Source organism: Sphingomonas sp. Ag1 (genome assembly GCF_000980895.1).
Taxonomy (GTDB): domain Bacteria; phylum Pseudomonadota; class Alphaproteobacteria; order Sphingomonadales; family Sphingomonadaceae; genus Sphingomonas; species Sphingomonas panaciterrae.
In genome coordinates this window covers 79956-99022 of sequence record NZ_LAZX01000092.1, presented here as the reverse complement: position 1 = coordinate 99022, position 19067 = coordinate 79956, and the positions used below count along the sequence as shown (strand labels likewise).

The 19067-nt window shown below is 67.6% G+C and carries 22 protein-coding genes; 6 read left to right on the top strand and 16 right to left on the bottom strand.

Annotated elements, in window-relative coordinates:
- Positions 1-80: 80 nt before the first annotated feature.
- The 16 genes from XM50_RS11245 to XM50_RS11170 form a co-directional block, all read right to left on the bottom strand.
- A complete protein-coding gene (locus XM50_RS11245; RefSeq protein WP_046409478.1) occupies positions 81-2042 on the bottom strand; it encodes an acetyl-CoA carboxylase biotin carboxylase subunit in 1962 nt (653 codons plus the stop codon).
- 19 nt (positions 2043-2061) lie between these two features.
- The gene (gene bioB / locus XM50_RS11240; protein ID WP_231621950.1) at positions 2062-3096 is read right to left on the bottom strand and encodes a biotin synthase BioB; all 1035 of its coding nucleotides are present in this window, start codon (positions 3094-3096) and stop codon (positions 2062-2064) included.
- Complete coding sequence (locus XM50_RS11235; RefSeq protein WP_231621949.1) at positions 3084-3461, bottom strand: lysozyme inhibitor LprI family protein; 378 nt, start codon at positions 3459-3461, stop codon at positions 3084-3086. Before XM50_RS11235 ends, bioB begins: the two co-directional genes overlap by 13 nt.
- Positions 3462-3542: 81 nt before the next feature.
- Positions 3543-4334, bottom strand: a complete 792-nt coding sequence (locus XM50_RS11230) for an enoyl-CoA hydratase-related protein (RefSeq protein WP_046409474.1) — start codon at positions 4332-4334, stop codon at positions 3543-3545.
- On the bottom strand, positions 4327-5808 hold the full coding sequence (locus XM50_RS11225; RefSeq protein ID WP_052742550.1) for a carboxyl transferase domain-containing protein: 1482 nt from the start codon (positions 5806-5808) through the stop codon (positions 4327-4329). Before XM50_RS11225 ends, XM50_RS11230 begins: the two co-directional genes overlap by 8 nt.
- A gap of 149 nt (positions 5809-5957) precedes the next feature.
- On the bottom strand, positions 5958-6467 hold the full coding sequence (locus tag XM50_RS11220) for an MmcB family DNA repair protein (RefSeq protein WP_046409472.1): 510 nt from the start codon (positions 6465-6467) through the stop codon (positions 5958-5960).
- A gap of 49 nt (positions 6468-6516) precedes the next feature.
- A complete protein-coding gene (locus XM50_RS11215) occupies positions 6517-7158 on the bottom strand; it encodes a cell wall hydrolase (protein ID WP_046409470.1) in 642 nt (213 codons plus the stop codon).
- A gap of 166 nt (positions 7159-7324) precedes the next feature.
- Positions 7325-7651 (bottom strand): DUF1491 family protein, encoded by a 327-nt coding sequence (locus XM50_RS11210; protein ID WP_046409468.1) that lies wholly within the window; start codon positions 7649-7651, stop codon positions 7325-7327.
- Positions 7652-7655: 4 nt separating this feature from the next.
- Positions 7656-8108 (bottom strand): PaaI family thioesterase, encoded by a 453-nt coding sequence (locus tag XM50_RS11205; RefSeq protein ID WP_046409466.1) that lies wholly within the window; start codon positions 8106-8108, stop codon positions 7656-7658.
- The gene (locus tag XM50_RS11200) at positions 8098-8577 is read right to left on the bottom strand and encodes a PTS sugar transporter subunit IIA (protein ID WP_046409464.1); all 480 of its coding nucleotides are present in this window, start codon (positions 8575-8577) and stop codon (positions 8098-8100) included. The genes XM50_RS11205 and XM50_RS11200 overlap by 11 nt, the downstream gene beginning before the upstream one ends.
- An 11-nt stretch (positions 8578-8588) precedes the next feature.
- Positions 8589-9179, bottom strand: coding sequence for a ribosome hibernation-promoting factor, HPF/YfiA family (gene hpf / locus XM50_RS11195; protein ID WP_046409660.1), 591 nt, complete (start codon positions 9177-9179; stop codon positions 8589-8591).
- A gap of 51 nt (positions 9180-9230) precedes the next feature.
- Complete coding sequence (gene dnaQ, locus XM50_RS11190; protein ID WP_046409462.1) at positions 9231-9917, bottom strand: DNA polymerase III subunit epsilon; 687 nt, start codon at positions 9915-9917, stop codon at positions 9231-9233.
- Between the two features lie 7 nt (positions 9918-9924).
- The gene (gene coaE / locus XM50_RS11185; protein ID WP_046409460.1) at positions 9925-10518 is read right to left on the bottom strand and encodes a dephospho-CoA kinase; all 594 of its coding nucleotides are present in this window, start codon (positions 10516-10518) and stop codon (positions 9925-9927) included.
- A 51-nt stretch (positions 10519-10569) separates the two neighbouring features.
- Positions 10570-11391 (bottom strand): shikimate dehydrogenase, encoded by an 822-nt coding sequence (gene aroE, locus XM50_RS11180; protein ID WP_046409458.1) that lies wholly within the window; start codon positions 11389-11391, stop codon positions 10570-10572.
- Positions 11388-11978, bottom strand: a complete 591-nt coding sequence (locus XM50_RS11175) for a Maf family protein (protein WP_082103015.1) — start codon at positions 11976-11978, stop codon at positions 11388-11390. Before XM50_RS11175 ends, aroE begins: the two co-directional genes overlap by 4 nt.
- A gap of 45 nt (positions 11979-12023) precedes the next feature.
- Positions 12024-12857, bottom strand: a complete 834-nt coding sequence (locus XM50_RS11170) for a pyruvate, water dikinase regulatory protein (RefSeq protein WP_046409657.1) — start codon at positions 12855-12857, stop codon at positions 12024-12026.
- Between the two features lie 286 nt (positions 12858-13143).
- Here XM50_RS11170 and hemE point away from each other — a divergent pair, with 286 nt between their 5' ends.
- The 6 genes from hemE to XM50_RS11140 all read left to right on the top strand — a co-directional run bounded on the left by hemE (position 13144) and on the right by XM50_RS11140 (position 19057).
- Entirely contained in the window at positions 13144-14205 is a 1062-nt protein-coding gene (hemE, locus tag XM50_RS11165) for a uroporphyrinogen decarboxylase (protein WP_046409456.1), read from the top strand.
- Positions 14205-14663: a CopD family protein gene (locus XM50_RS11160; RefSeq protein WP_046409455.1), complete on the top strand. Its 459-nt coding sequence runs from the start codon at positions 14205-14207 to the stop codon at positions 14661-14663. The genes hemE and XM50_RS11160 overlap by 1 nt, the downstream gene beginning before the upstream one ends.
- Before the next feature lie 240 nt (positions 14664-14903).
- Positions 14904-16160: a transcription termination factor Rho gene (gene rho / locus XM50_RS11155; RefSeq protein ID WP_046409453.1), complete on the top strand. Its 1257-nt coding sequence runs from the start codon at positions 14904-14906 to the stop codon at positions 16158-16160.
- Positions 16161-16467: 307 nt separating this feature from the next.
- Positions 16468-18102 carry an ATP-binding protein gene (locus XM50_RS11150; RefSeq protein ID WP_052742549.1) on the top strand — a complete coding sequence of 545 codons (1635 nt, stop codon included), beginning with the start codon at positions 16468-16470 and terminating at the stop codon, positions 18100-18102.
- Positions 18099-18674: a response regulator transcription factor gene (locus XM50_RS11145; RefSeq protein ID WP_046409452.1), complete on the top strand. Its 576-nt coding sequence runs from the start codon at positions 18099-18101 to the stop codon at positions 18672-18674. The genes XM50_RS11150 and XM50_RS11145 overlap by 4 nt, the downstream gene beginning before the upstream one ends.
- A 35-nt stretch (positions 18675-18709) precedes the next feature.
- Positions 18710-19057: a hypothetical protein gene (locus XM50_RS11140; protein ID WP_125945326.1), complete on the top strand. Its 348-nt coding sequence runs from the start codon at positions 18710-18712 to the stop codon at positions 19055-19057.
- Positions 19058-19067 lie beyond the last annotated feature (10 nt).

The following is a 19067-nucleotide window of genomic DNA, read 5'->3' as shown; positions in this document are numbered from 1 at the left end:
CGGCAAAAACGGTCCAGCACTTTAGTGTCGCGAAATGTCGCACGGCAGATTCCCCACACCCGAACGCACCACAACGCGGGTCAGGCGAATTGGATCATCGCCTGATCGGCCGCGATATTCTGGCCCGGCGTCACCATCACCGCGGCAACGATGCCGTCCCGATCGGCGCGCACGACATTCTCCATCTTCATCGCCTCGATAACAGCCAGCGGCTCACCTGCCTGTACGTGCTGTCCCGGACGGGCCGACACCTGCGCGACGATGCCGGGCATCGGTGCGGTCAGGCGGCGCGCAGCGTCATCATCCGCGCCCTGCCCCAGATGATCGGCATAGGCCGCGATCCGCGCCGGCAGCACCCGCATGTCGAGCCGCGCGCCGCCGCTGCGCATCACCATCCCCAGCGGTGTTCGCACCACCCGCGCGATGACCGAAACGCCATCGATCGTGGCGCGGATCGTATCGGTACCCGGCATGGCGGCGTGATCGATCGCCAGCGCCGCGCCATCGATCAGAACGCCCTCATCGGTCATCACTACCGACACCTCGTCCGTGCCGATCCGCACCGACCAGTCGCGCGGTATCCATCCGCCCAGCCGCTCTGCCTCCAGAAGAACGGCCAGCCCGATCAGCCCGCGTCGCCGCGCCGGATCGACCGCCGCACCGGCAAAGCCCTCGGGATATTCCTGCGCGATGAACCCGGTTTCCAGGTCCCCGCGGCGAAACCGCGGATGGCGCATCAGCGCGGCGGCGAAATCCAGGTTGGTCGCCGGTCCCTCAATGTCGAACGAATCCAGCGCACGCGCCTGTGCGTCGATCGCGCCGTCGCGGTCCGGTGCCCAGGTGATCAGCTTGGCGATCATCGGATCGTAGAAACGCATGATCGCGCTACCTTCCGCCACGCCATCGTCGATGCGCACCGTCGCGCCCGCGCCATCCGGGCCGGCGTCAGGCGGCGCATAGCGGGTCAGCCGCCCGATGCTGGGCAGGAAATCGCGATACGGATCCTCGGCATAGATGCGCGTCTCGATCGCCCAGCCGTTCAGCACCACCTGATCCTGTGTGAACGCGAGCCGCTCGCCCGCCGCGACGCGGATCATCTGCTCGACCAGGTCGATGCCGGTGATCGCCTCGGTCACCGGATGCTCCACCTGAAGCCGGGTGTTCATTTCGAGGAAGTAGAAACCGCTGCCGCTCGCATCGGCGCCCGACACGATCAACTCGACGGTGCCGGCGCTATGATAGCCGACCGCGCGTGCGAGGGCGATCGCCTGCTCCCCCATCGCGCGGCGCATCGCGGGGGTGACGAACGGCGACGGCGCCTCCTCCACCACCTTCTGGTGGCGGCGCTGGATCGAACATTCGCGCTCGCCGAGGAATACCATGTTGCCGTGCCGGTCGCCGAGCAGCTGGATCTCGATATGGCGCGGCCGATCGATGAACTTCTCGATCAGCACGCGGTCGTCGCCGAACGCCGCCGCGGCCTCGCGCCGGGTGGCGTCGAAACCGTCGCGCACGCCCGCCGCGTCCCGGGCGAGCCGCATCCCCTTGCCCCCGCCGCCGGCCGACGCCTTGATCATCACCGGATAGCCGATCGCTTCGGCGACGCGCAGCGCCTCGGCCAGGTCGTCGACCGGGCCGGGATGGCCCGGCACCACGTTGACGCCCGCCGCCGCGGCGATCTGCTTCGACCGGATCTTGTCGCCCATCGCCGCGATCGCCTGCGCCGGCGGGCCGATGAAGGTCACGCCCGCGGCCGCGCATTGCTCGGCGAAATCGGCCCGCTCCGACAGGAAGCCATAGCCGGGGTGAATCGCCTCCGCCCCGCTGTTCCGCGCCGCCGCCAGGATCAGGTCGCCGCGCAGATAGCTGTCGGCGGCCGGTGCCGGCCCGATCCGGATCGCCTCGTCCGCCATGGCGACATGCGGCGCGCGCGCGTCCGCGTCGGAATAGACCGCGACGGTGGCGATCCCCATGCGCCGCGCGGTGCGGATCACGCGGCACGCGATCTCGCCCCGGTTGGCGATCAGGATCTTGCCGAACATGCCCGCCGCCGTCGCCTGGTCAGGCAGCCGCTTCGCACACCCGCATCGGCTCCTCCGCCACCATCGGCTGCAGTCCCAGCTTGGCGAACAGCGAGGCGTCGGCGCTGTCGCCGCGATTGCCCGCGGTCAGCAGTTTGTCGCCGGTGAAGATCGAATTGGCGCCGGCCATGAAGCACAGCGCCTGGGTCGCCTCGCTCATCGATTCACGCCCGGCAGACAGGCGCACCATGCTGCGCGGCATGGTGATGCGCGCGACGGCGACAGTACGGACAAATTCGATATCGTCGATCTTCGCCAGCGGCGTATCGGCCAGCATGTCACCCAGCACCGTGCCCTTCACCGGCACCAATGCGTTGACCGGCACGCTTTCCGGATGGCGCGGCAGCGTGGCGAGCGCATGGACGAACCCGACGCGATCGGCGCGCGTCTCCCCCATCCCGACGATCCCGCCGCAGCACACGTTGATCCCGGCGTCGCGCACATGCGCCAGCGTGTCGAGCCGCTCGTCGAAGCTGCGCGTGGTGATCACCTCGCCATAGTGCTCCGGTGCGGTGTCGATATTGTGGTTATAATAATCGAGCCCCGCGTGGCTCAGCCGCTCCGCCTGTTCGGGCGTCAGCATGCCCAGCGTCATGCACGTTTCCATGCCCATCGCGCGAACGCCCTCGATCATCGCGACGATCGCGTCCATGTCGCGGTCCTTGGGATTGCGCCACGCCGCACCCATGCAGAACCGCTGGCTGCCCGCATCGCGTGCCTCGGCCGCGCGTTGCAGCACGGCGCGCACGTCCATCAGCTTGGTCGCCTTCACCCCGCTGTCGGCATGCACGGATTGCGAGCAATAGCCGCAATCCTCCGGGCAGCCGCCGGTCTTGATCGACAGCAGCGTGCACAATTGCACTTGCCCGGCCGCGTGATGCGCGCGGTGGACGCCCTGCGCCTGCCACATCAGCTCGTCGAACGGCAGGTCGAACAGCGCGGCGATTTCCTCGCGGGTCCAGTCGGTGCGGGTCCCGTCGCTGGGGCTCGCGTGCGTCCGGTTCAACGTGTCCACATCATGTTCCTCAATTGCGCCGTCCGCTCCTGGGTGAGCCGGGTCAGGCATTGCGCACGCGTCATCGCCTGCAGCGATCCGCCCGCGAACTCGCCACCCTCGATCACGCATTGCTTGTCGCGGAATTGCAGCCACGCGCGCTGGCTGGCAAGCGTCGCCGCCGCATAGCCGAAACCACCCGCCCCGCCGCGCGCATCGCGCTGCTTCATCTGCGCATAGGTGCGCTTCCACTGGGCGTTGAGCGCCGCATCGGCGCGGCGCAGGTCCTGTGCGGCCTGCGCGTTCATGCTCGCCTGGGTCTGCGCGCCGGCCGGCGCCGCCATCGACAGCGTCGCCGCGGTCGCAAGGGTGAGCATCCTGATCATCATCGTCTCCATAGCGGTTCCGATGCTCAACGCACCGGAACGCCATGGATGTTCACTGGCGGCACGGCGGCCGCCAACGGTTCACCGCCCCTTGAACACGGGCTTGCGCTTTTCGAGGAAGCTCATGCCGCCCTCGCGCGAATCCTCCGATCCGCCCGCCAGCCGCTGGCCCTCGGCCTCGGCGCGCAGCACCTGGTCGAACGTGCCGTCGAGCGCCGTCATGATGTTGCGGCGCATCGCCGACAGCGCGACCGTCGGGCCGGCCGCCAGGCGCGTCGCCAGCGCCAGCGCCTCGTCCATCAGCACGGCATCATCGACCGCCTTGTAGATCAGGCCCCATTGCTCGGCCTGCTCGGCGCTGATCCGCTCGCCCAGCATCATCATCTGAGTCGCGCGCGCCTTGCCGATCGTCTTGGCCAGCAGCCAGGTCGAACCGCCGTCGGGCACGAGGCCGATGTTGACGAACGCCTGCAGGAAATAGGCGCTCTTGCCCGCGAACACGAAGTCACCCGCCAGGCCCATGGAGCAGCCGACGCCGGCCGCCGGACCGTTCACTGCGGTCACCACCGGCACCGACAGGTTCAGGATCTGGCTCATCAGCGGGTTGTAGAAGTTCATCAATGCCCGGTGGCTGGTGTCGCCGCCCTTGATGCGGGTTTCCCCGCCGCCGCGCGCCTGCAGGTCGGCACCCGAACAGAATGCCCGGCCCCCGCCGGTCAGCAGCACGGCGCGCGCCCCCTGAAGATCGTACAGCGCGACCGTCAGATCCTCCGCCAGCTGGATCGACGCCGCGTTCAGCCGCTCGGGACGGTTGAGCGTGATGACCAGGACGTCGCCCTTCTTTTCGGTCAGGATCGTTTCGTAATCAGCCATTTCGGTCTCTCTCCTTCAATGTCCCGCTCCCCTGGGGATCCGGGTGTGGCAGTGATCTGCCGGAACCTTGCGCATCATGGCGCGCCAGCGCCAGTGCGATCGCGCCCCGCGTATCGGCGGGGCGGATCACCGCATCGACGATGCCTGACGCTACGGCATTGACCGGATCAGCGATGCTGGCGGCATAGTCACGCACTTTCTCGCGTGTCGCCGCATCATCACCGTGGCGCAGCAGCAGCCGCGCGGCGCCAGCGGCGTTCATCGCGGCGATCTCCGCGGTCGGCCAGGCGAAGCGCGCGCCGCCCGCGCCGCGCGGCGCCATCATCAGCCACGCCGGCCCGGTTGCCCGCCGCGTGACGACGGTGATCACCGGCACGTCGGCACGCGCAACCGTCGCCAGCAGCGCCGCGCCCGCCGCGACGATCCCGCCCGCCTCCTCCTGCGCGCCCGGCATCAACCCGGGCGAATCAACCAGCGTCACGATCGGCAACCGGCAGGTGGCACATAGCGCCGCCAGCCGCGTCGCCTTGGCGATGCCGGCACGGTCGATCACCCCGCCCGCCACGATCGGCTGGTTCGCCATGATGCCGATGCTGCGGCCACCAATGCGGGCGATCCCGCACAGCATCCCGCCGCCACGATCGGGCTGAAGCTCGAGCCACGCGCGATCATCGCAGATCGCCTGCACCAGTTCGCGCATGTCATAGGGTTCGGCCGGATCCGCCGGCACCAGCGTATCGAGATGCGCCGCGACCCGGGTGGCTGGATCAACCGATGGTGCGACGTCGCGCACCAACAGGCCAATCGCCATCCGCGCGGCGAACAGCAGCTCGATCTCATCGGCAAAGATGCGATCCGCAATCCCGCTGGTGGTTGCGTGGAGCATCGCCCCGCCCAGCGCCTCCGCCGTCGCCAATTCGCCGGTGGCGTCGCGCAGCACGTCGGGCCCCGACACATACAGCCGGCTCGCGCGCTCCAGCATGAAGGTGAGATGCGCCATCGCCGGGGCGAAGGCTGCCGCGCCGATCGCATCGCCGAACACCAGCGCCAGATGCGGCACACGCCGGCGGCCGCCATTCGCCAATGCGTGAAGGATCGTCGCCTGTCCGGCCAGCGCCGCCTGCGCCTCGTCCAGCGCGAGCCCGCCCGAATCATACAGGCCGACGACCGGCGCCTGCGCCGCCTGCGCCCGCGCCAGCAATTCTGCCATGTGCGCGGCCTGATCGGCAGTGGCGATCCCGCCCTGGTCGGTCACGTCCTGCGCAAAGGCCATCACGCGCTGCCCGCCGACCAGCCCGGCGGCGGTGATCACGCCCGCGCCGACCGCGATCGGCATCATCGTGCCCTCATCGAACAGGGTGTCGAGCCGCTCGCACGTGGCCAGCCGGTGCCGCTCATGCTGCGCCGCTGCGGCGGCAAAGCGCGCCCGCAGCGGATCGGGGGGCCGGTGCCCCTCCCCCGCCGCCCCGCTCATGACGCCCCCTCGCTCATCGCAAATGTCCTGCGCCGTCACGGCGGTGGAGGCAAATGACGAATCCGTCAGGGGGCAACAGCAACGCTATGCCGTGTATGGCTACCAGCCGGGCGCCGTGTGCGGCTTACCAGCCTGGAACCGCGGCTGGCCTACCAGCCCTGGATCGCGTCGGGATCGACCTGGGCGATCAGCCGCCGCGCCGCGCGCCGGGCAAAGGCGAGCGTGCATTTCTTGCGCCCATGGGTGCTCATCGCCTCGATCTTGGCCTCGCGCACCACCGCCGCGTCATAACGATCGGCGACGATCAGCCCGGTACGCTCGGGCAGGAAGGCGGGGCCAGCAATCGGCCCGTGATCGAACCCCGCCGGCACCGCCCAGAAGAAGCGGTCGCAATGCGGCAGATATTCCTGCCACTTGTTGTCGCCAAGCAGGTCGGCGCGCGACACCTTGATCTCGATGATCGTGATCTGGCCGCGCACGTCGAGCGCCATCAGGTCGACGCGCCGCCCGCCGTCCAGCGGCACCTCGGGCATGGCGACAAGTTCGTGGCGCAGCAGCAATCGCGTCACCCCGCGCGCCACATCGGCGGCGCACAGCGGCGAATCGGGATCGTCAACGCAAGAAGCGGGCGTGGTCAGCACGCCCGCTTCATAGAACATTGCAGGAACAATGAGAAGGGCTCAGCCCGCAATCGGCATCAACGGCGGCTCAGCGCCAGAAGATGTGGTTGCCGATCGACGCGACCTTCTTCAGCCCCGATGCGGGCGGACGGCCACGGTTGAAATACAGCGCCGGACCGGCCTGATCGTCCCATGCGTCGTTCAGCGCGACCTTCGCCACCGCGACGGCGGTACGATAGGCCTTGCTGTCCTCGTTGATCGACGGGATGCGGCCGCCACGCACGAAGCCGAACTGGCCACGCTGCGTGATCACGTCACAGACGTCCGAGGGGAAACGGCCCGACTTGGCGCGGTTCAGGATGACCTCGGCCACTGCCAGCTGGCCCGACAGCGGCTCACCGCGGGTTTCGAAGTAGATCGCACCGGCCAGGCACTGCAGCGCCTCATCGTCGCCATCATGGGTCGACTGGGCAGCCACGGCGGCGGCAAGCGACGGATATGCAACCGTTTCCTCGTTCGCGAGTTCATCATCGGCGAGGTCGGTAGGATTGGGAACCTGTACCGTCGTCGGCGTCGGCGTGAAAACCGTCGCGGTCATCGGTGCGGTAGCGTTCGGCTGGGGGAGCATGTGCTCAACCTCGGCAGCCAGTCCGGCCGTGCTCTGCGCAGTCAGGCCGAAAAAGGTGATCGTCATGGCTGCGGCAAGCGCGGCCCGCGAAAGAAACGACATCTTCTACATTCAAGTGCGGTGGTTACGCGGACACGACCGGGTTTCCGTGGAAACAGCGAACGACCGGGACCCCCCCGACTGCGTCACCGATGTGGATCGCACCCACCGCGGCACAACGCTTTGAAACTATGCTGGCGGGATTTGCCCCGGCCGCGCGGCGAGTCAATCAAGCCAGGATCGTTTCAGCGGCGAACCGTTGTGAGTCCGCGACGTCCAGAGCCACTACCCATAGATCGGGATCGCGCTGGCGCCGCCGTTTCCAATAATCCTCGATCGACTCGTCCCGCGTCGCGCCGGGCCCGCTCTCGACCAGAATGTCCCCGCCGTCGGGCCCGATCGCACGTTCGACGACGGTGTTTTCGCGCTCCAGGATGATCAGGATCGCGCCGGCATCGGCATCCCCGCGCGCCCGCACGACGGCGATTCCCCCCGCATCGTTGACGCGGCGGATCAGCGCCGCGACCAGCAGATGGGTGGGCAGGCGGCGTGTCATAGGGTCAGGCGCTGCGATAACCGGGCAGGCTGGCCAGCGCGATTCGGCTGCGCATGAAGGTGCCGGTGCCGCGCGCGACCTCCTCGCCATCCGCCGTGATCAGGCGCGCGTCCCCGACGAACACGCGCCGCTGGCCGTTGACCCAGCGTCCTTCGGCGACCACCGGCCCCGCCGACAGCGGGCGGGTCAGCAGCAGGTTGAACTGCGTGGTCAGCAGGAAACGATCGGTGATCAGGCTGTTGCAGGCGTAGAAAGCCGCATCGTCCAGCATCTTGAAATAGGTCGTGCCATGCGCCGCGCCGGCGGCATGGTAATGATCGCGCGTCACCTCGAAACTGATCCGCGCCACGCCGGGCTCGGGAATCGACAGGGTGGACGCGAACAGGCGGTTGATCGGCGCCGCCGCATAAAGCGATTCCAGCGCGCGATGATGCGCCTCGGCGCCTTCAGGCTGCATCCCGGCCCATCCCCGGCTCGTCCGCCGTCAGCAGGGCGTAGATCGCATCGCGCGATCCCGCGCCGCGCAGCTTGGCGACGAAGCCATGGTCGCGGAACCGGCCCGAAACTCGCGCCAGCGCCTTCAGATGATCCGCTCCCGCGCTGGCGGGGGACAGCATCCCGACGACGATGTCGACCGGCATGTCGTCGATCGCGTTGAACTCGATCGGTTGCGCCAGCCGCGCGACGATCGCCACGATGCGCGACAGCCCCGGCAGCCGCGCATGCGGGATCGCCACGCCGCCGCCAAAGCCGGTCGAGCCCAGCTTCTCACGCTCGGCGAGCGCATTGGTTACCATGCTGGGATCCAGCCCCAGCGGCGGGCCGGCAAGCGCGCCCAGCTGCTGGAACAGGATCTTCTTGTTGTTCGCCATCACCCCGACCACGACCAGGTCGGGGTGGAGGAGGTCACTCAAATCGCTCGCCATCGTAGTCGGCGTTACCCCGCTCGTTGCGGCTCGACCCAGCCGATCGTCCCGTCGCCGCGCCGATAGACCATGTTGTACGAGCCCGTCCCGCTGTTCTTGAACAAAAGCGCATTGGTGTTGCGCAGGTCGAGCATCATCACCGCGTCGGACACGGTCGCATCGGGCACGTCGACGCGCGTTTCGGCGATGATCAGCGGGGCGTCCTGTTCCTCGTCCTCGCCGATCCGCTCGGCGAACAGCGTGTACCCGGCATTGTCCAGATTGTCGTAGGCGCCATTCTCCGCCAGCGCCTGCGCCTGCCCGGCGTTGCGGTCCTTCAGCCGGCGCATGTAGCGGCGCAGCTGCTTCTCGATCTTCTCCGCCGCACCGTCAAAGGCGAGGTGCGCGTCCGGCGCGTCATGCCGGCCCTTCAGCACCAGTCCCTGCATGACATGCGCGACGATGTCGCAACTGAACCCGCCATTGGGTCCCTGGCCAAATGTCACCTGCGCCGAAATCGCGCGACTGAAATATTTCTCGGCCATGCCTTGCAGCCGAGTGTCGACATGATCCTTCAGCGCATCACCCGTTTCCACCTGGTGACCAGATACCCGGATTTCCATCGACTCATTCTCCATTGCTGGCCCGGCGTGCTTGCGCCGGTGCGTTGGGCGTCAACCGGACGCCGCGGCCCCCCAGATCGGATTCTTGATCTTTGTCATGAACGCTGAATGGGCGGTAAGTTCCGCATCGCTGGGTGCGAAATGCCGCGGGGCGCGCACCGGGCGCGGCGGAGCGTCGGCGACGGCCACCTCCTCCACCACCAGATCGCTGACCAGCGACAGGCCGATCTGCCGCCCGCCCATCAGCTCGACATAGACCTGCGCCAGCAGTTGCGCGTCGAGCAATGCGCCGTGCAGCACGCGGTGCGACCGGTCGATGCCATAGCGCGAGCACAAGGCGTCCAGCGTCAGCTTCGCGCCGGGATGGCGCTGCTTGGCGATCGCCAGCGTGTCGACCATCCGGCTGGTGCAAATCAGGTCGCGCCCGCACCGCCCCAGTTCGCCATTGAGAAAGCCGAAGTCGAACGAGGCATTGTGCGCGATCAGCGGCGCATCGCCGACAAAGGCGATCAGCTCCTCCGCCACCGCGGGGAACAGCGGCTTGTCGGCGAGAAACGCGTCGGACAGGCCGTGGATCGCGAACGCGCCCGGCGGCATCGTGCGCTCGGGATGGAAATAGGCGTGAAAGGTGCGCCCCGTTTCGCAGCGGTTGATCAGCTCGACACAGCCGATCTCGACCATCCGGTCCTCGCCAAAGGTGAAACCGGTGGTTTCGGTGTCGAAGACGATTTCGCGCATGCGCTGATTATCGGACTTCCACCTCGTTCAGGCAAGCGATCACCCGGCGAACATGGCTACGTGTTTCCTCGATGGGGACGTCAGTCGGGATGACGAAATCGGCCTGCGCGCGCTTGTCGGCGTCGGGCACCTGCCGCGCCAGGATCGCGTCGAGCTTCGCTTCCGACATGCCCGGCCGCTGCAAGGTTCGGGCGCGCTGCACCTCGGGGGCGGCGGAAACGACCACCACCTTGTCCATCGCGCGCTGCCCGCCGGTCTCGAACAACAGCGGCACGTCGAAGATGACCACCGGCGCCTCGGCATTGGCCGCCAGGAACGCTGCCCGCTCCTCTCCCACCGCCGGGTGGACGATCGCCTCCAGCGCCTTCATCGCCGCATCATCGCCAAGCACCGCCTCGGCCAGCGCGGTGCGATTGACCCCCTGCGCGCCGGTCGTGCCGGGAAAGCGCGCCTCGATCGCCGCGACAACGCGGCCGGCCGGCCCCTGCAGCTTGTGCACCTCGGCATCGGCATCGAACACGGGGATGCCTTCGTCGGCAAACATTGCCGCGACGGTGGACTTGCCCATGCCGATCGATCCGGTGAGCCCCACTTTCAGCATTCCCTTTTCTCCCCTCATCGCCCGCCCGTGCGGCGGCGCTTCATCGTGCCGTCAGGCGTCGCCGCCGATCAGCCGCGCGCGCAATTCGGCGTCATGCTCGCGCGGCGCCGGCTGGTCGAAGAACAATTCGAACGCCGCCGCCGCCTGCCCGACCAGCATTTCCAGCCCGTCGATCGTCTCCAGCCCGCGCGCCTCGGCCGCATCGAGCAATGGCGTGTGCAGCGGCGCATAGACGATGTCATAGACCAGCGCGTCGGCGGGGAGCGGCAGCAGGTCGAGGTCGAGCGGCGGCTGCCCCTCCATCCCCAGCGCGCTGGTGTTGACCAGCAGCTTCGCCGCCGGCAGCCGCCCGGTCAGCGGCAGCACCTCGCCCTTCAACCCGAACCGGCTCAGCAACGCCGCTGCCTTCAGCGGCGATCGGTTGAGGATCGTCACCGGTCCGACGTTCATCCGTGACAGCGCGAACAGCACCGCGCGCGCCGCCCCGCCCGCGCCGACGATCGCCACCGGCGCGCCGGTCAGGTCCACGTCGGCGATCGGCGCATAGAAACCCGCGGCATCGGTATTGGTCCCGAACAGCGTGTCCGGCCCCTGCCGCACCACCGTGTTCATCGCACCGATACTGTCGCGCACCCCGCCAGGGTCATCGACCAGGTCGAGCATCGCCACCTTGTGCGGGATGGTCACGTTGCACCCGCGCCACGCCGGATCGGCGCGCCGCTCGGCAATGAAGCGCGGCAGGTCATCGCTGGTGACGCGCGTCGCGCGATACTCGGCGTCGATCCCCAGCTTCTCGAGCCAGAAGCCGTGGATGATCGGCGACTTGGAATGGGCGATCGGATCCCCGATCACTTCGGCATAGGGCCTGGTCATGCCGGCAACACGCTCCGTTCACGCAAGTAAGAGAGGACCGGCAACAGGGGCATGCCCAGCACGGTGAACTGGCTGCCCTCGATCCGGCTGAACAATTGCGCGCCCGGCCCCTCGATCCGGTAGCAGCCGACGCAGCCCGAAATCGCCGGCCATTCGGCGTCGAGATAGGTGTCGATAAAGGCCTCGGACAGCGGCCGCACCATCATCCGCGCACGATCGACATGGCGCCACACCGGCCGGCCGCCCTCGGCAATCACCGCCGCGCTGACGAGATCGTGGCGCTTGCCCGACATCATCGCCAGGTGGCGCGCAGCGTCCTCGCGGCTTTCCGGCTTGGACAGGATCGTGCCATCCTCCAGCACCGCCAGGCTATCCGACCCCAGCACCAGTGCCTGCGGATGGCGCTGCGACACTTTCAGCGCCTTCATCTCGGCCAGCGCATCGGCCAGGTCGCGCGGGGCGATCGCGCCCAGCGCCGCCTTGGCGGCATCCTCGTCCACCATCGCCGGCTCGGCGTGGAACGGCACGCCGGCGGCGGTCAGCATCGCCATGCGCGAGGCGGATTGGGAGGCAAGCACAAGCGTCAGCGCGCTCGAACCGGGGGCAGCAGGCGTCACGGCGTCTTTATTCCTTCAGCGTTCCATCATGCCGGTGCCGCCCGCGCGCTCGTTGAACAAGGAAATGACGGCGGCGGCCGTTTCCTCGATCGAGCGGCGGGTGACGTCGATCACCGGCCAGCCATGGTCGGCGAACATGCGCCGGGCATAGCTCAGCTCGTGGATCACCGCTTCCTGATCGACGTAGGATGTCTCGGGCGCCTGGTTCAGCGACAGCAAGCGGTTGCGCCGCACCTGGATCAGCCGGTCGGGGCTGGTGGTCAGCCCGACGATCAGCGGGTTCTTCAGCGTGAACAGGCTCGCGGGCGGCGGGCTTTCCACCACGATCGGGATATTGGCGACCTTGAACCCGCGATTGGCGAGATAGATCGACGTCGGCGTCTTGGACGATCGCGAGACGCCGGCCAGCACGATGTCGGCGTCCTCCCATTCCTCCCACAGGACGCCATCGTCATGCGCAATGGTGAACTGGATCGCATCGACGCGCGCAAAATAGGCCGCGTCCAGCACGTGCTGGCGCCCCGGCTTGTTCTTGGCCTGCTGCCCGAGCAGCGCGGACAATGCGTCGTTGACCGGATCGAGCGGCGCGACCAGCGGCAGGCCCAGCGACTGGCAGCGCTGCTCCAGCGCGCGGCGCGTCGCCGGATTGACCAGCGTGTAGATCACCAGCCCCGGGTTCTGCGCGATTTCCTGCAGGATGCGGTCGAGATGCGCCTCGGTGCGCACCATCGGCCAGAAATGGCGGACGGTTTCCACGTCGTCATATTGCGAGAGCGCCGCCTTGGCGATGTTCTCCAGCGTCTCGCCGGTGGAATCCGACAAAAGGTGCAGATGCAGCTTAACCGTCATCGGCATGAATCTGTGGATAACATGGGGATAAGCGGTAGCGTAACCGGCGCGTCCGGCCAAGCGGGACACCGGATCGTGGAAAACCGATCATCTATCCACAATCCCGTCCACGCCGGATGGTTTCACCCACAGGCTGTGGATAATGGGGACAGCTGAATCGAATCCCCGGGAGTCCGCGACTCTGCGTGGGTCAACCTGTTGGCAATCAGGGGACGAACGCATAAGCCCCGGCACCAACGCGCCAACATCATCTCACAACCCTGTGAATCTTACTTTGAGTAGAAGCATGGACGCCCAAACCGATTCCAAACCGCTGTTGGATGTCCTGAAAGGGCAGCGCCGCGCGCGGCCACCGATGTGGCTCATGCGCCAGGCGGGCCGCTATTTGCCCGAATATCGCGCGCTCCGGGCCGAAAAGGGCGGATTCCTCGCGCTCGCCACCGATCCGGAGGCAGCCGCCGAGGTGACTCTGCAACCGATCCGCCGCTTCGGTTTCGACGGCGCGATCCTCTTCTCCGACATCCTGATGGTGCCCTGGGCGCTGGGCCAGGACCTGACCTTCGGGCCGGGGGAGGGGCCGCGCCTCACCCCGCGGCTGGTCGATCACGCGCTCGCTTCGCTGCAACCGGTTCCCGAACGGCTCGACCCGGTGTACGCCACCGTGCGCCGTGTCGCCGCCGCGCTGCCGGCCGAAACCACCTTCCTCGGCTTTGCTGGCTCGCCCTGGACGGTCGCGACCTACATGGTCGCCGGGCAGGGCAGCCGCGACCAGGCCGAAACGCGCAGCATGGCCTATCGCGATCCCACCACGTTCGGCGCGATCATCGATGCGATCATCGCCAGCACGGTCGACTATCTCGCGGCGCAGATCGACGCCGGGGTGGAGGCGGTGCAGCTGTTCGACAGCTGGGCCGGCACGCTCTCGCCCGCACAGTTCGAACGCTGGGTCATCGCGCCCAATGCCGCGATCGTCTCGGCGCTTAAGGCGCGCCATCCCGACACGCCGATCATCGGCTTTCCGAAGGGGGCAGGGGGCAAGTTGCCGGCCTATGCCCGCGAGACGGGCGTCGATGCGTTGGGGCTCGATGAAACCGTCGATCCGGCCTGGGCCGACGCCAACCTGCCCGAGATGCTGCCGGTGCAGGGCAATCTCGATCCGCTCGCGCTCATCGCCGGGGGCGCAGCGCTCGATTCAGCGGTCGACCGCATCCTTGCGGCCTTCCCCCGCCGTCCGCATATCTTCAACCTCGGCCACGGCATCGATCAGCACACGCCGATCGCGCATGTCGAGCAGGTGATCGCCAGGGTACGCGGATCAGAGGCAGGCGGGTCGGGAGCGCACGGCTGATGGGTGTAGGATTTCTCGGCGAATACTACCTTTGGGTGAAGGCCGCGCACGTCATCTTCGTCATCTTCTGGATGGCGGGGCTGTTCATCCTGCCGCGCTATCTGGTCCATCATCAGGATGGCCTCGGCGACCCCGTTGAGGAGGACCGCTGGAAGCTGCGCGAAGGCCGCCTGCGCCGCATCATCCTGACGCCTGCAATGATCGCCGTCTGGGTCATCGGCCTCGCGCTGGCGATCAACATCGGCCTGCTGGTGACGATCCAGGGCCTCGCCTGGCTCCATGCCAAGCTGTTCGTCGTCTATCTGCTGACCGGCTATCAGGCGGTCATGGTCGGCTATGCCAAGAAGCTTGCCGTGGGCAAGGCGCCCTGGCCCGGCCGCCGGCTGCGGATGATGAACGAGGTGCCTGCGCTCGCCGTCATCATCATCGTGATTCTGGCGGTGGTGAAGCCGTTCTGATCCCGTTGGCGTGACATTTGGCCGGCAGCGGCCGAAATCAGGCCGTTTGTCGCCCGGATACAGGCCGGGCGCGGTGTGATGAAGGCCGCAGGACGCGCTTGACTATGCCCTGACGCGCTCCTACGTCGCGGCTTACGGTGTGGCCTTTCGGCCCGCTGCCTCCTTGCAGTCTCGTTGCCGCGCGAACGTCTTTTCCGCCGACCGGGCTTTCTCCCCAACCGATTCACATCGGACTCAAACATGCATCTCAAAGATCTCAAGAAGAAAGCCCCGGCAGAGCTGGTCCAGCTGGCCGAGGAGCTTGGCGTCGAGGGCGCCTCCACCCTGCGCAAGCAGGACCTGATGTTCGCGATCCTCAAGGTCCAGGCCGAGGAAGGCGAGCAGATCATGGGCGAGGGCACGATCGAGGTGCTCCCCGACGGCTTCGGCTTCCTGCGCTCGCCAGAGGCGAACTATCTCGCCGGTCCCGACGACATCTACGTCTCGCCTAACCAGGTCCGCAAGCATGGCCTGCGCACCGGCGACACGGTCGAGGGCGAGATCCGCGGGCCCAAGGACGGCGAACGCTATTTCGCGCTGACCAAGCTGGTTCGCGTCAATTTCGATGATCCCGACGCGGTGCGTCACCGCGTGAACTTCGACAATCTCACTCCGCTCTATCCCGAAGAGCGGCTGAAGATGGAGATCGAGGATCCGACGCTGAAGGACAAGACCGGCCGCGTGCTCGATCTTGTCTCGCCGATCGGCAAGGGTCAGCGCTGCCTCATCGTCGCCCCGCCGCGCGTCGGCAAGACGGTGATGATGCAGAACATCGCCCGCGCGATTTCGCTCAACCATCCCGAAGTGTTCCTGATCGTGCTGCTCATCGACGAGCGCCCGGAAGAAGTCACCGACATGCAGCGCACGGTGAACGGCGAGGTCGTGTCCTCGACCTTCGACGAGCCGGCGACGCGCCACGTCGCGGTGGCCGAAATGGTGATCGAAAAGGCCAAGCGCCTGGTCGAGCACAAGAAGGACGTGGTGATCCTGCTCGACAACATCACCCGCCTCGGCCGCGCCTACAACACGGTTGTGCCGTCGTCGGGCAAGGTGCTGACCGGCGGTGTCGACGCGAATGCCCTGCAGCGTCCAAAGCGCTTCTTCGGCGCCGCACGCAACATCGAGGAAGGCGGCAGCCTCACCATCATCTCGACCTCGCTGATCGACACCGGCAGCCGCATGGACGAGGTGATCTTCGAAGAGTTCAAGGGTACCGGCAACGCCGAAATCGTGCTCGACCGCAAGGTTTCTGACAAGCGCATCTTCCCGGCGATCGACGTATCGAAGAGCGGCACGCGCAAGGAAGAGCTGCTGGTCGAGAAGGACAAGCTCAGCAAGATGTGGGTGCTGCGCCGTATCCTGATGCAGATGGGCACCGTCGATGCGATGGAGTTCCTGCTGGGCAAAATGAAGGATTCGAAGACCAACGAAGACTTCTTCGCGAGTATGAACCAGTAAGGGTTCCGTCAGGGCGGGGCGGCAGGCGCCTGTCGGCCGCCCGTCCTGGTTGCGAGATTACAGGTGCCGTGCGCCAGCCTCCGACCGAACATGTCGGTGTGGCGCGGTGCCGCTCCCCCTCGGCACCGCGCCCGCGGATACGCGCCGTCCCCCTGTTGGCGACGCGCCTCCACCACATGAAGCGAGCATGCCGCGCCATTCAGCGCTGATGCGCGTCGGACACCATCCGGGAAAAACCCGGTAAGACGCTCATCTCCGGGAATTTTCCGGGTGGCGAACCGCTCGCTGCCGGCGCAAGGCAAGGGCAATGGCAAGCCGCTTGCTCTCCTTCGCGCCGGGTGACAGGCGCGCCCCGGTGCTGGCAGGCCGGCATCCCACCGCGTCGCGCCTGCGCACCGATGCGCTGCTTCTTGCCCTCTACGCGGCCGGGTTCCTCCTGGCCCATGCCATCGCGGTTCGCTGGGGTGGCGATGGCTATTATTCGCTATGGTTCCCTGCCGCCGGCCTACGCTTCGCCTTGCTCTGGCGGGCAGGGGTGCGTTTCACCCTGCCGGTCGCGGCGGTCGAGCTTGCAGCCAATCTCGCAACGGGCGCGGTCGTTCTTCGCAGTGAGGACTGGGTCTTGGTGGTGCTGAGCGTCGTTCGCCCGGCGCTGGCCTATGGCCTGGCGATCTATGCCGTCCAGTGGCTGACCCGCGGGGCAAAGGCGGATGACGCCTTTTTTGCGCCGCCGATGCCGTTTGCGCTGGCGAGCGTGGCTGCACCGTTCGCGGCCGCGCTTGCTGCCTTGCCGCAGGCGCTGTTGCGGCCTGAGCTGACCGGGGTGGCGGACGTGCGCGGCGTCGTGCTGTCGCTCAGCGCCTTCACCATTGGTGATCTTCTTGGCGTGCTGCTGGTCGCGCCTCCCTTGCTCTGGGTGGCCGACGCCGTGCTCGCGCCGAGCGCGCGTCCGGTGCGACGACCGTCGCCTGCTCTGTTGGTCGAGGCCTTCGGGGTGTTGCTGGCAGGGCTGGGCGTGGCCGGCGGTCTCGCGTGGATCGGCCTTGGTCTGCAGCCGGCGCCGGCGCTGGTGGCGATTGCCTGGGTTGGCCTGCGGTTCGGGCGTGTGGCGGCCTGGGCGGCGCTGCTGTGCGTGGCGGCGATCGTCCTGCCGCTCTCGGCCGGCGCGATGGACACCGGCGATCGGTTGCAACTCCACCTCGGCCTCGCGACGATCGCGGTCGCGGGATATCTCGCCGGCAGCTTCGCCGACGCGCAGATCCAGGCGCGCGAGGATCTCGCCAGGCGTGATCGGCTGCTCTTCCAGGCCGAGCGCCTGAAGACGCTGCGCGCCATGTCGGTCGCGGTGATCCACGAAATCTCGCAGCCGCTGTCGACGCTGTCGATCGAGGCGCGGCATCTGCATGAATCCGCACAGGGCGCCTCCCCGGAGGTCGAGAAAACCGCGGCGCTGATTCATGCCAAGGCGAGGCAATTGTCTGATCTGGTGCGCCGCCTGCGCCGCTACGGCGGCCGTGCCGTCGATCAACCAACCCCGCTGCCGCTCACCGCGCTCTTCGACAGCGTCCTGCCGCTCGCCGGCCCGGAGGTTACCGCCCTGGGCGCGAGGATCACCATTGAGCCGCTGGACGCGGACATCCTGATCGAGGGGCAGGAGGTCGAGCTTGCCCAGGCGCTGGTCAATTTGGTCCGCAACGCCGCCCAGGCCTGCGGCCGGGGCGGGGAGGTGGTGCTGTCCGCGCGCAAGGAGGGCGCGGTGGCCATCATCACCGTCGCCAACCGGCATCGCGCTGACCTGCCGCCGCAGCCCGGCATGGGAGTCGGCACGCTGGTCGCCCGTGCGATCCTCGAGGCACATGGCGGCACGCTGACCCGCGAGACGGGCAGCGATGCGATGGTGCGCGCGACCATCACCTTGCCGCTGATCGGAGTTCCGGAATGAAGGAAACGCCGGTCTATGTCGTCGATGATGACGCTGATCTCGGCGCCAGCGTGGCGCGCCTGCTCGGTCGGCACGGCTTTGCTGCGCAGGCGTTTGTCGATCCCGCCGCGCTGCTGGGCCTCTATGCCGCGGCACCTGCCCAATGCATCGTGACCGACGTGATGATGGGTGATCTCGACGGCTTTGCCTTTGCCGATCGCGTGCGCGCGATTGATCCGGCGACGTCGATCGTCTTCATGACCGCCTGGCCGACCACCGCCAACGCCGTTGATTCCGTGCGCCGCTATGGCGGGCTCGATTATCTGGAAAAGCCGATCGACGAGGATCGCCTGGTCGCGGCCGTGGCCGAGGGGGTGGCGTGGAGCCGCCAGCGCCGCGAGACGCACGCGCGGACCGCACAGCTGACCGCGCGTGAGCGTCAGGTGTTCGACCTGCTGGTGCTGGGCCACCCCAACAAGGTGATCGCCGACCAGCTCGGCCTGTCGCCCAAGACGATCGAGGATCATCGCGCTGCCGTGATGGCCAAGACCGGGGTCAACGGCCTCGCGCAGCTGATCGCGCTGACCCGATGACCGGATCCGTCACGTCATTCGGCGGAGACGCCGCGATGGACGACCAGCTCGTCGAACTCGCCATCCTTGGCATCCTGGCCGAGCGGTCGGAGGTCTATCCGCCGTATCTCGTCAGTGAACTGCGTCGTCGTGCGCCGATGCTGCGCGTGGAACTCGTGGGCCCGGTGCTGGAGCGGCTGTGGCGGGAACGGCGCGTGGCCCGGCTGTGGCACCGCTATCTGCTTCCTGACCGCGTGCCGACGGTGCGCGCACGCTGGCTGTCGATGATCGAGCATAGTCGCACGAGCCGCGCCGCGCGTGAGGCGGCGGGCGCCGCTTATGATGATGGTCAGGCGCTGCTGCAGACATGGGATGGCTGGCGCATCGGCGCGGTGGACGCCTGACCGGCGCCCG

Bases quoted from the DNA above. Each gene is read 5' to 3' on its own strand.
- XM50_RS11150 (WP_052742549.1), top strand. From the start codon at position 16,468: ATGGCAAGCCGCTTGCTCTCCTTCGCGCCGGGTGACAGGCGCGCCCCG.
- coaE (WP_046409460.1), bottom strand. From the start codon at position 10,518: ATGCTGAAAGTGGGGCTCACCGGATCGATCGGCATGGGCAAGTCCACC.
- XM50_RS11140 (WP_125945326.1), top strand. From the start codon at position 18,710: ATGGACGACCAGCTCGTCGAACTCGCCATCCTTGGCATCCTGGCCGAG.
- rho (WP_046409453.1), top strand. From the start codon at position 14,904: ATGCATCTCAAAGATCTCAAGAAGAAAGCCCCGGCAGAGCTGGTCCAG.
- hemE (WP_046409456.1), top strand. From the start codon at position 13,144: ATGGACGCCCAAACCGATTCCAAACCGCTGTTGGATGTCCTGAAAGGG.
- XM50_RS11235 (WP_231621949.1), bottom strand. From the start codon at position 3,461: ATGATCAGGATGCTCACCCTTGCGACCGCGGCGACGCTGTCGATGGCG.
- XM50_RS11210 (WP_046409468.1), bottom strand. From the start codon at position 7,651: ATGACACGCCGCCTGCCCACCCATCTGCTGGTCGCGGCGCTGATCCGC.
- XM50_RS11170 (WP_046409657.1), bottom strand. From the start codon at position 12,857: ATGACGGTTAAGCTGCATCTGCACCTTTTGTCGGATTCCACCGGCGAG.
- XM50_RS11225 (WP_052742550.1), bottom strand. From the start codon at position 5,808: ATGAGCGGGGCGGCGGGGGAGGGGCACCGGCCCCCCGATCCGCTGCGG.
- aroE (WP_046409458.1), bottom strand. From the start codon at position 11,391: ATGACCAGGCCCTATGCCGAAGTGATCGGGGATCCGATCGCCCATTCC.
- XM50_RS11200 (WP_046409464.1), bottom strand. From the start codon at position 8,577: ATGGCGAGCGATTTGAGTGACCTCCTCCACCCCGACCTGGTCGTGGTC.
- XM50_RS11145 (WP_046409452.1), top strand. From the start codon at position 18,099: ATGAAGGAAACGCCGGTCTATGTCGTCGATGATGACGCTGATCTCGGC.
- XM50_RS11230 (WP_046409474.1), bottom strand. From the start codon at position 4,334: ATGGCTGATTACGAAACGATCCTGACCGAAAAGAAGGGCGACGTCCTG.
- XM50_RS11215 (WP_046409470.1), bottom strand. From the start codon at position 7,158: ATGTCGTTTCTTTCGCGGGCCGCGCTTGCCGCAGCCATGACGATCACC.
- XM50_RS11245 (WP_046409478.1), bottom strand. From the start codon at position 2,042: ATGTTCGGCAAGATCCTGATCGCCAACCGGGGCGAGATCGCGTGCCGC.
- XM50_RS11220 (WP_046409472.1), bottom strand. From the start codon at position 6,467: ATGTTCTATGAAGCGGGCGTGCTGACCACGCCCGCTTCTTGCGTTGAC.
- dnaQ (WP_046409462.1), bottom strand. From the start codon at position 9,917: ATGCGCGAAATCGTCTTCGACACCGAAACCACCGGTTTCACCTTTGGC.
- XM50_RS11205 (WP_046409466.1), bottom strand. From the start codon at position 8,108: ATGCAGCCTGAAGGCGCCGAGGCGCATCATCGCGCGCTGGAATCGCTT.
- hpf (WP_046409660.1), bottom strand. From the start codon at position 9,179: ATGGAAATCCGGGTATCTGGTCACCAGGTGGAAACGGGTGATGCGCTG.
- XM50_RS11160 (WP_046409455.1), top strand. From the start codon at position 14,205: ATGGGTGTAGGATTTCTCGGCGAATACTACCTTTGGGTGAAGGCCGCG.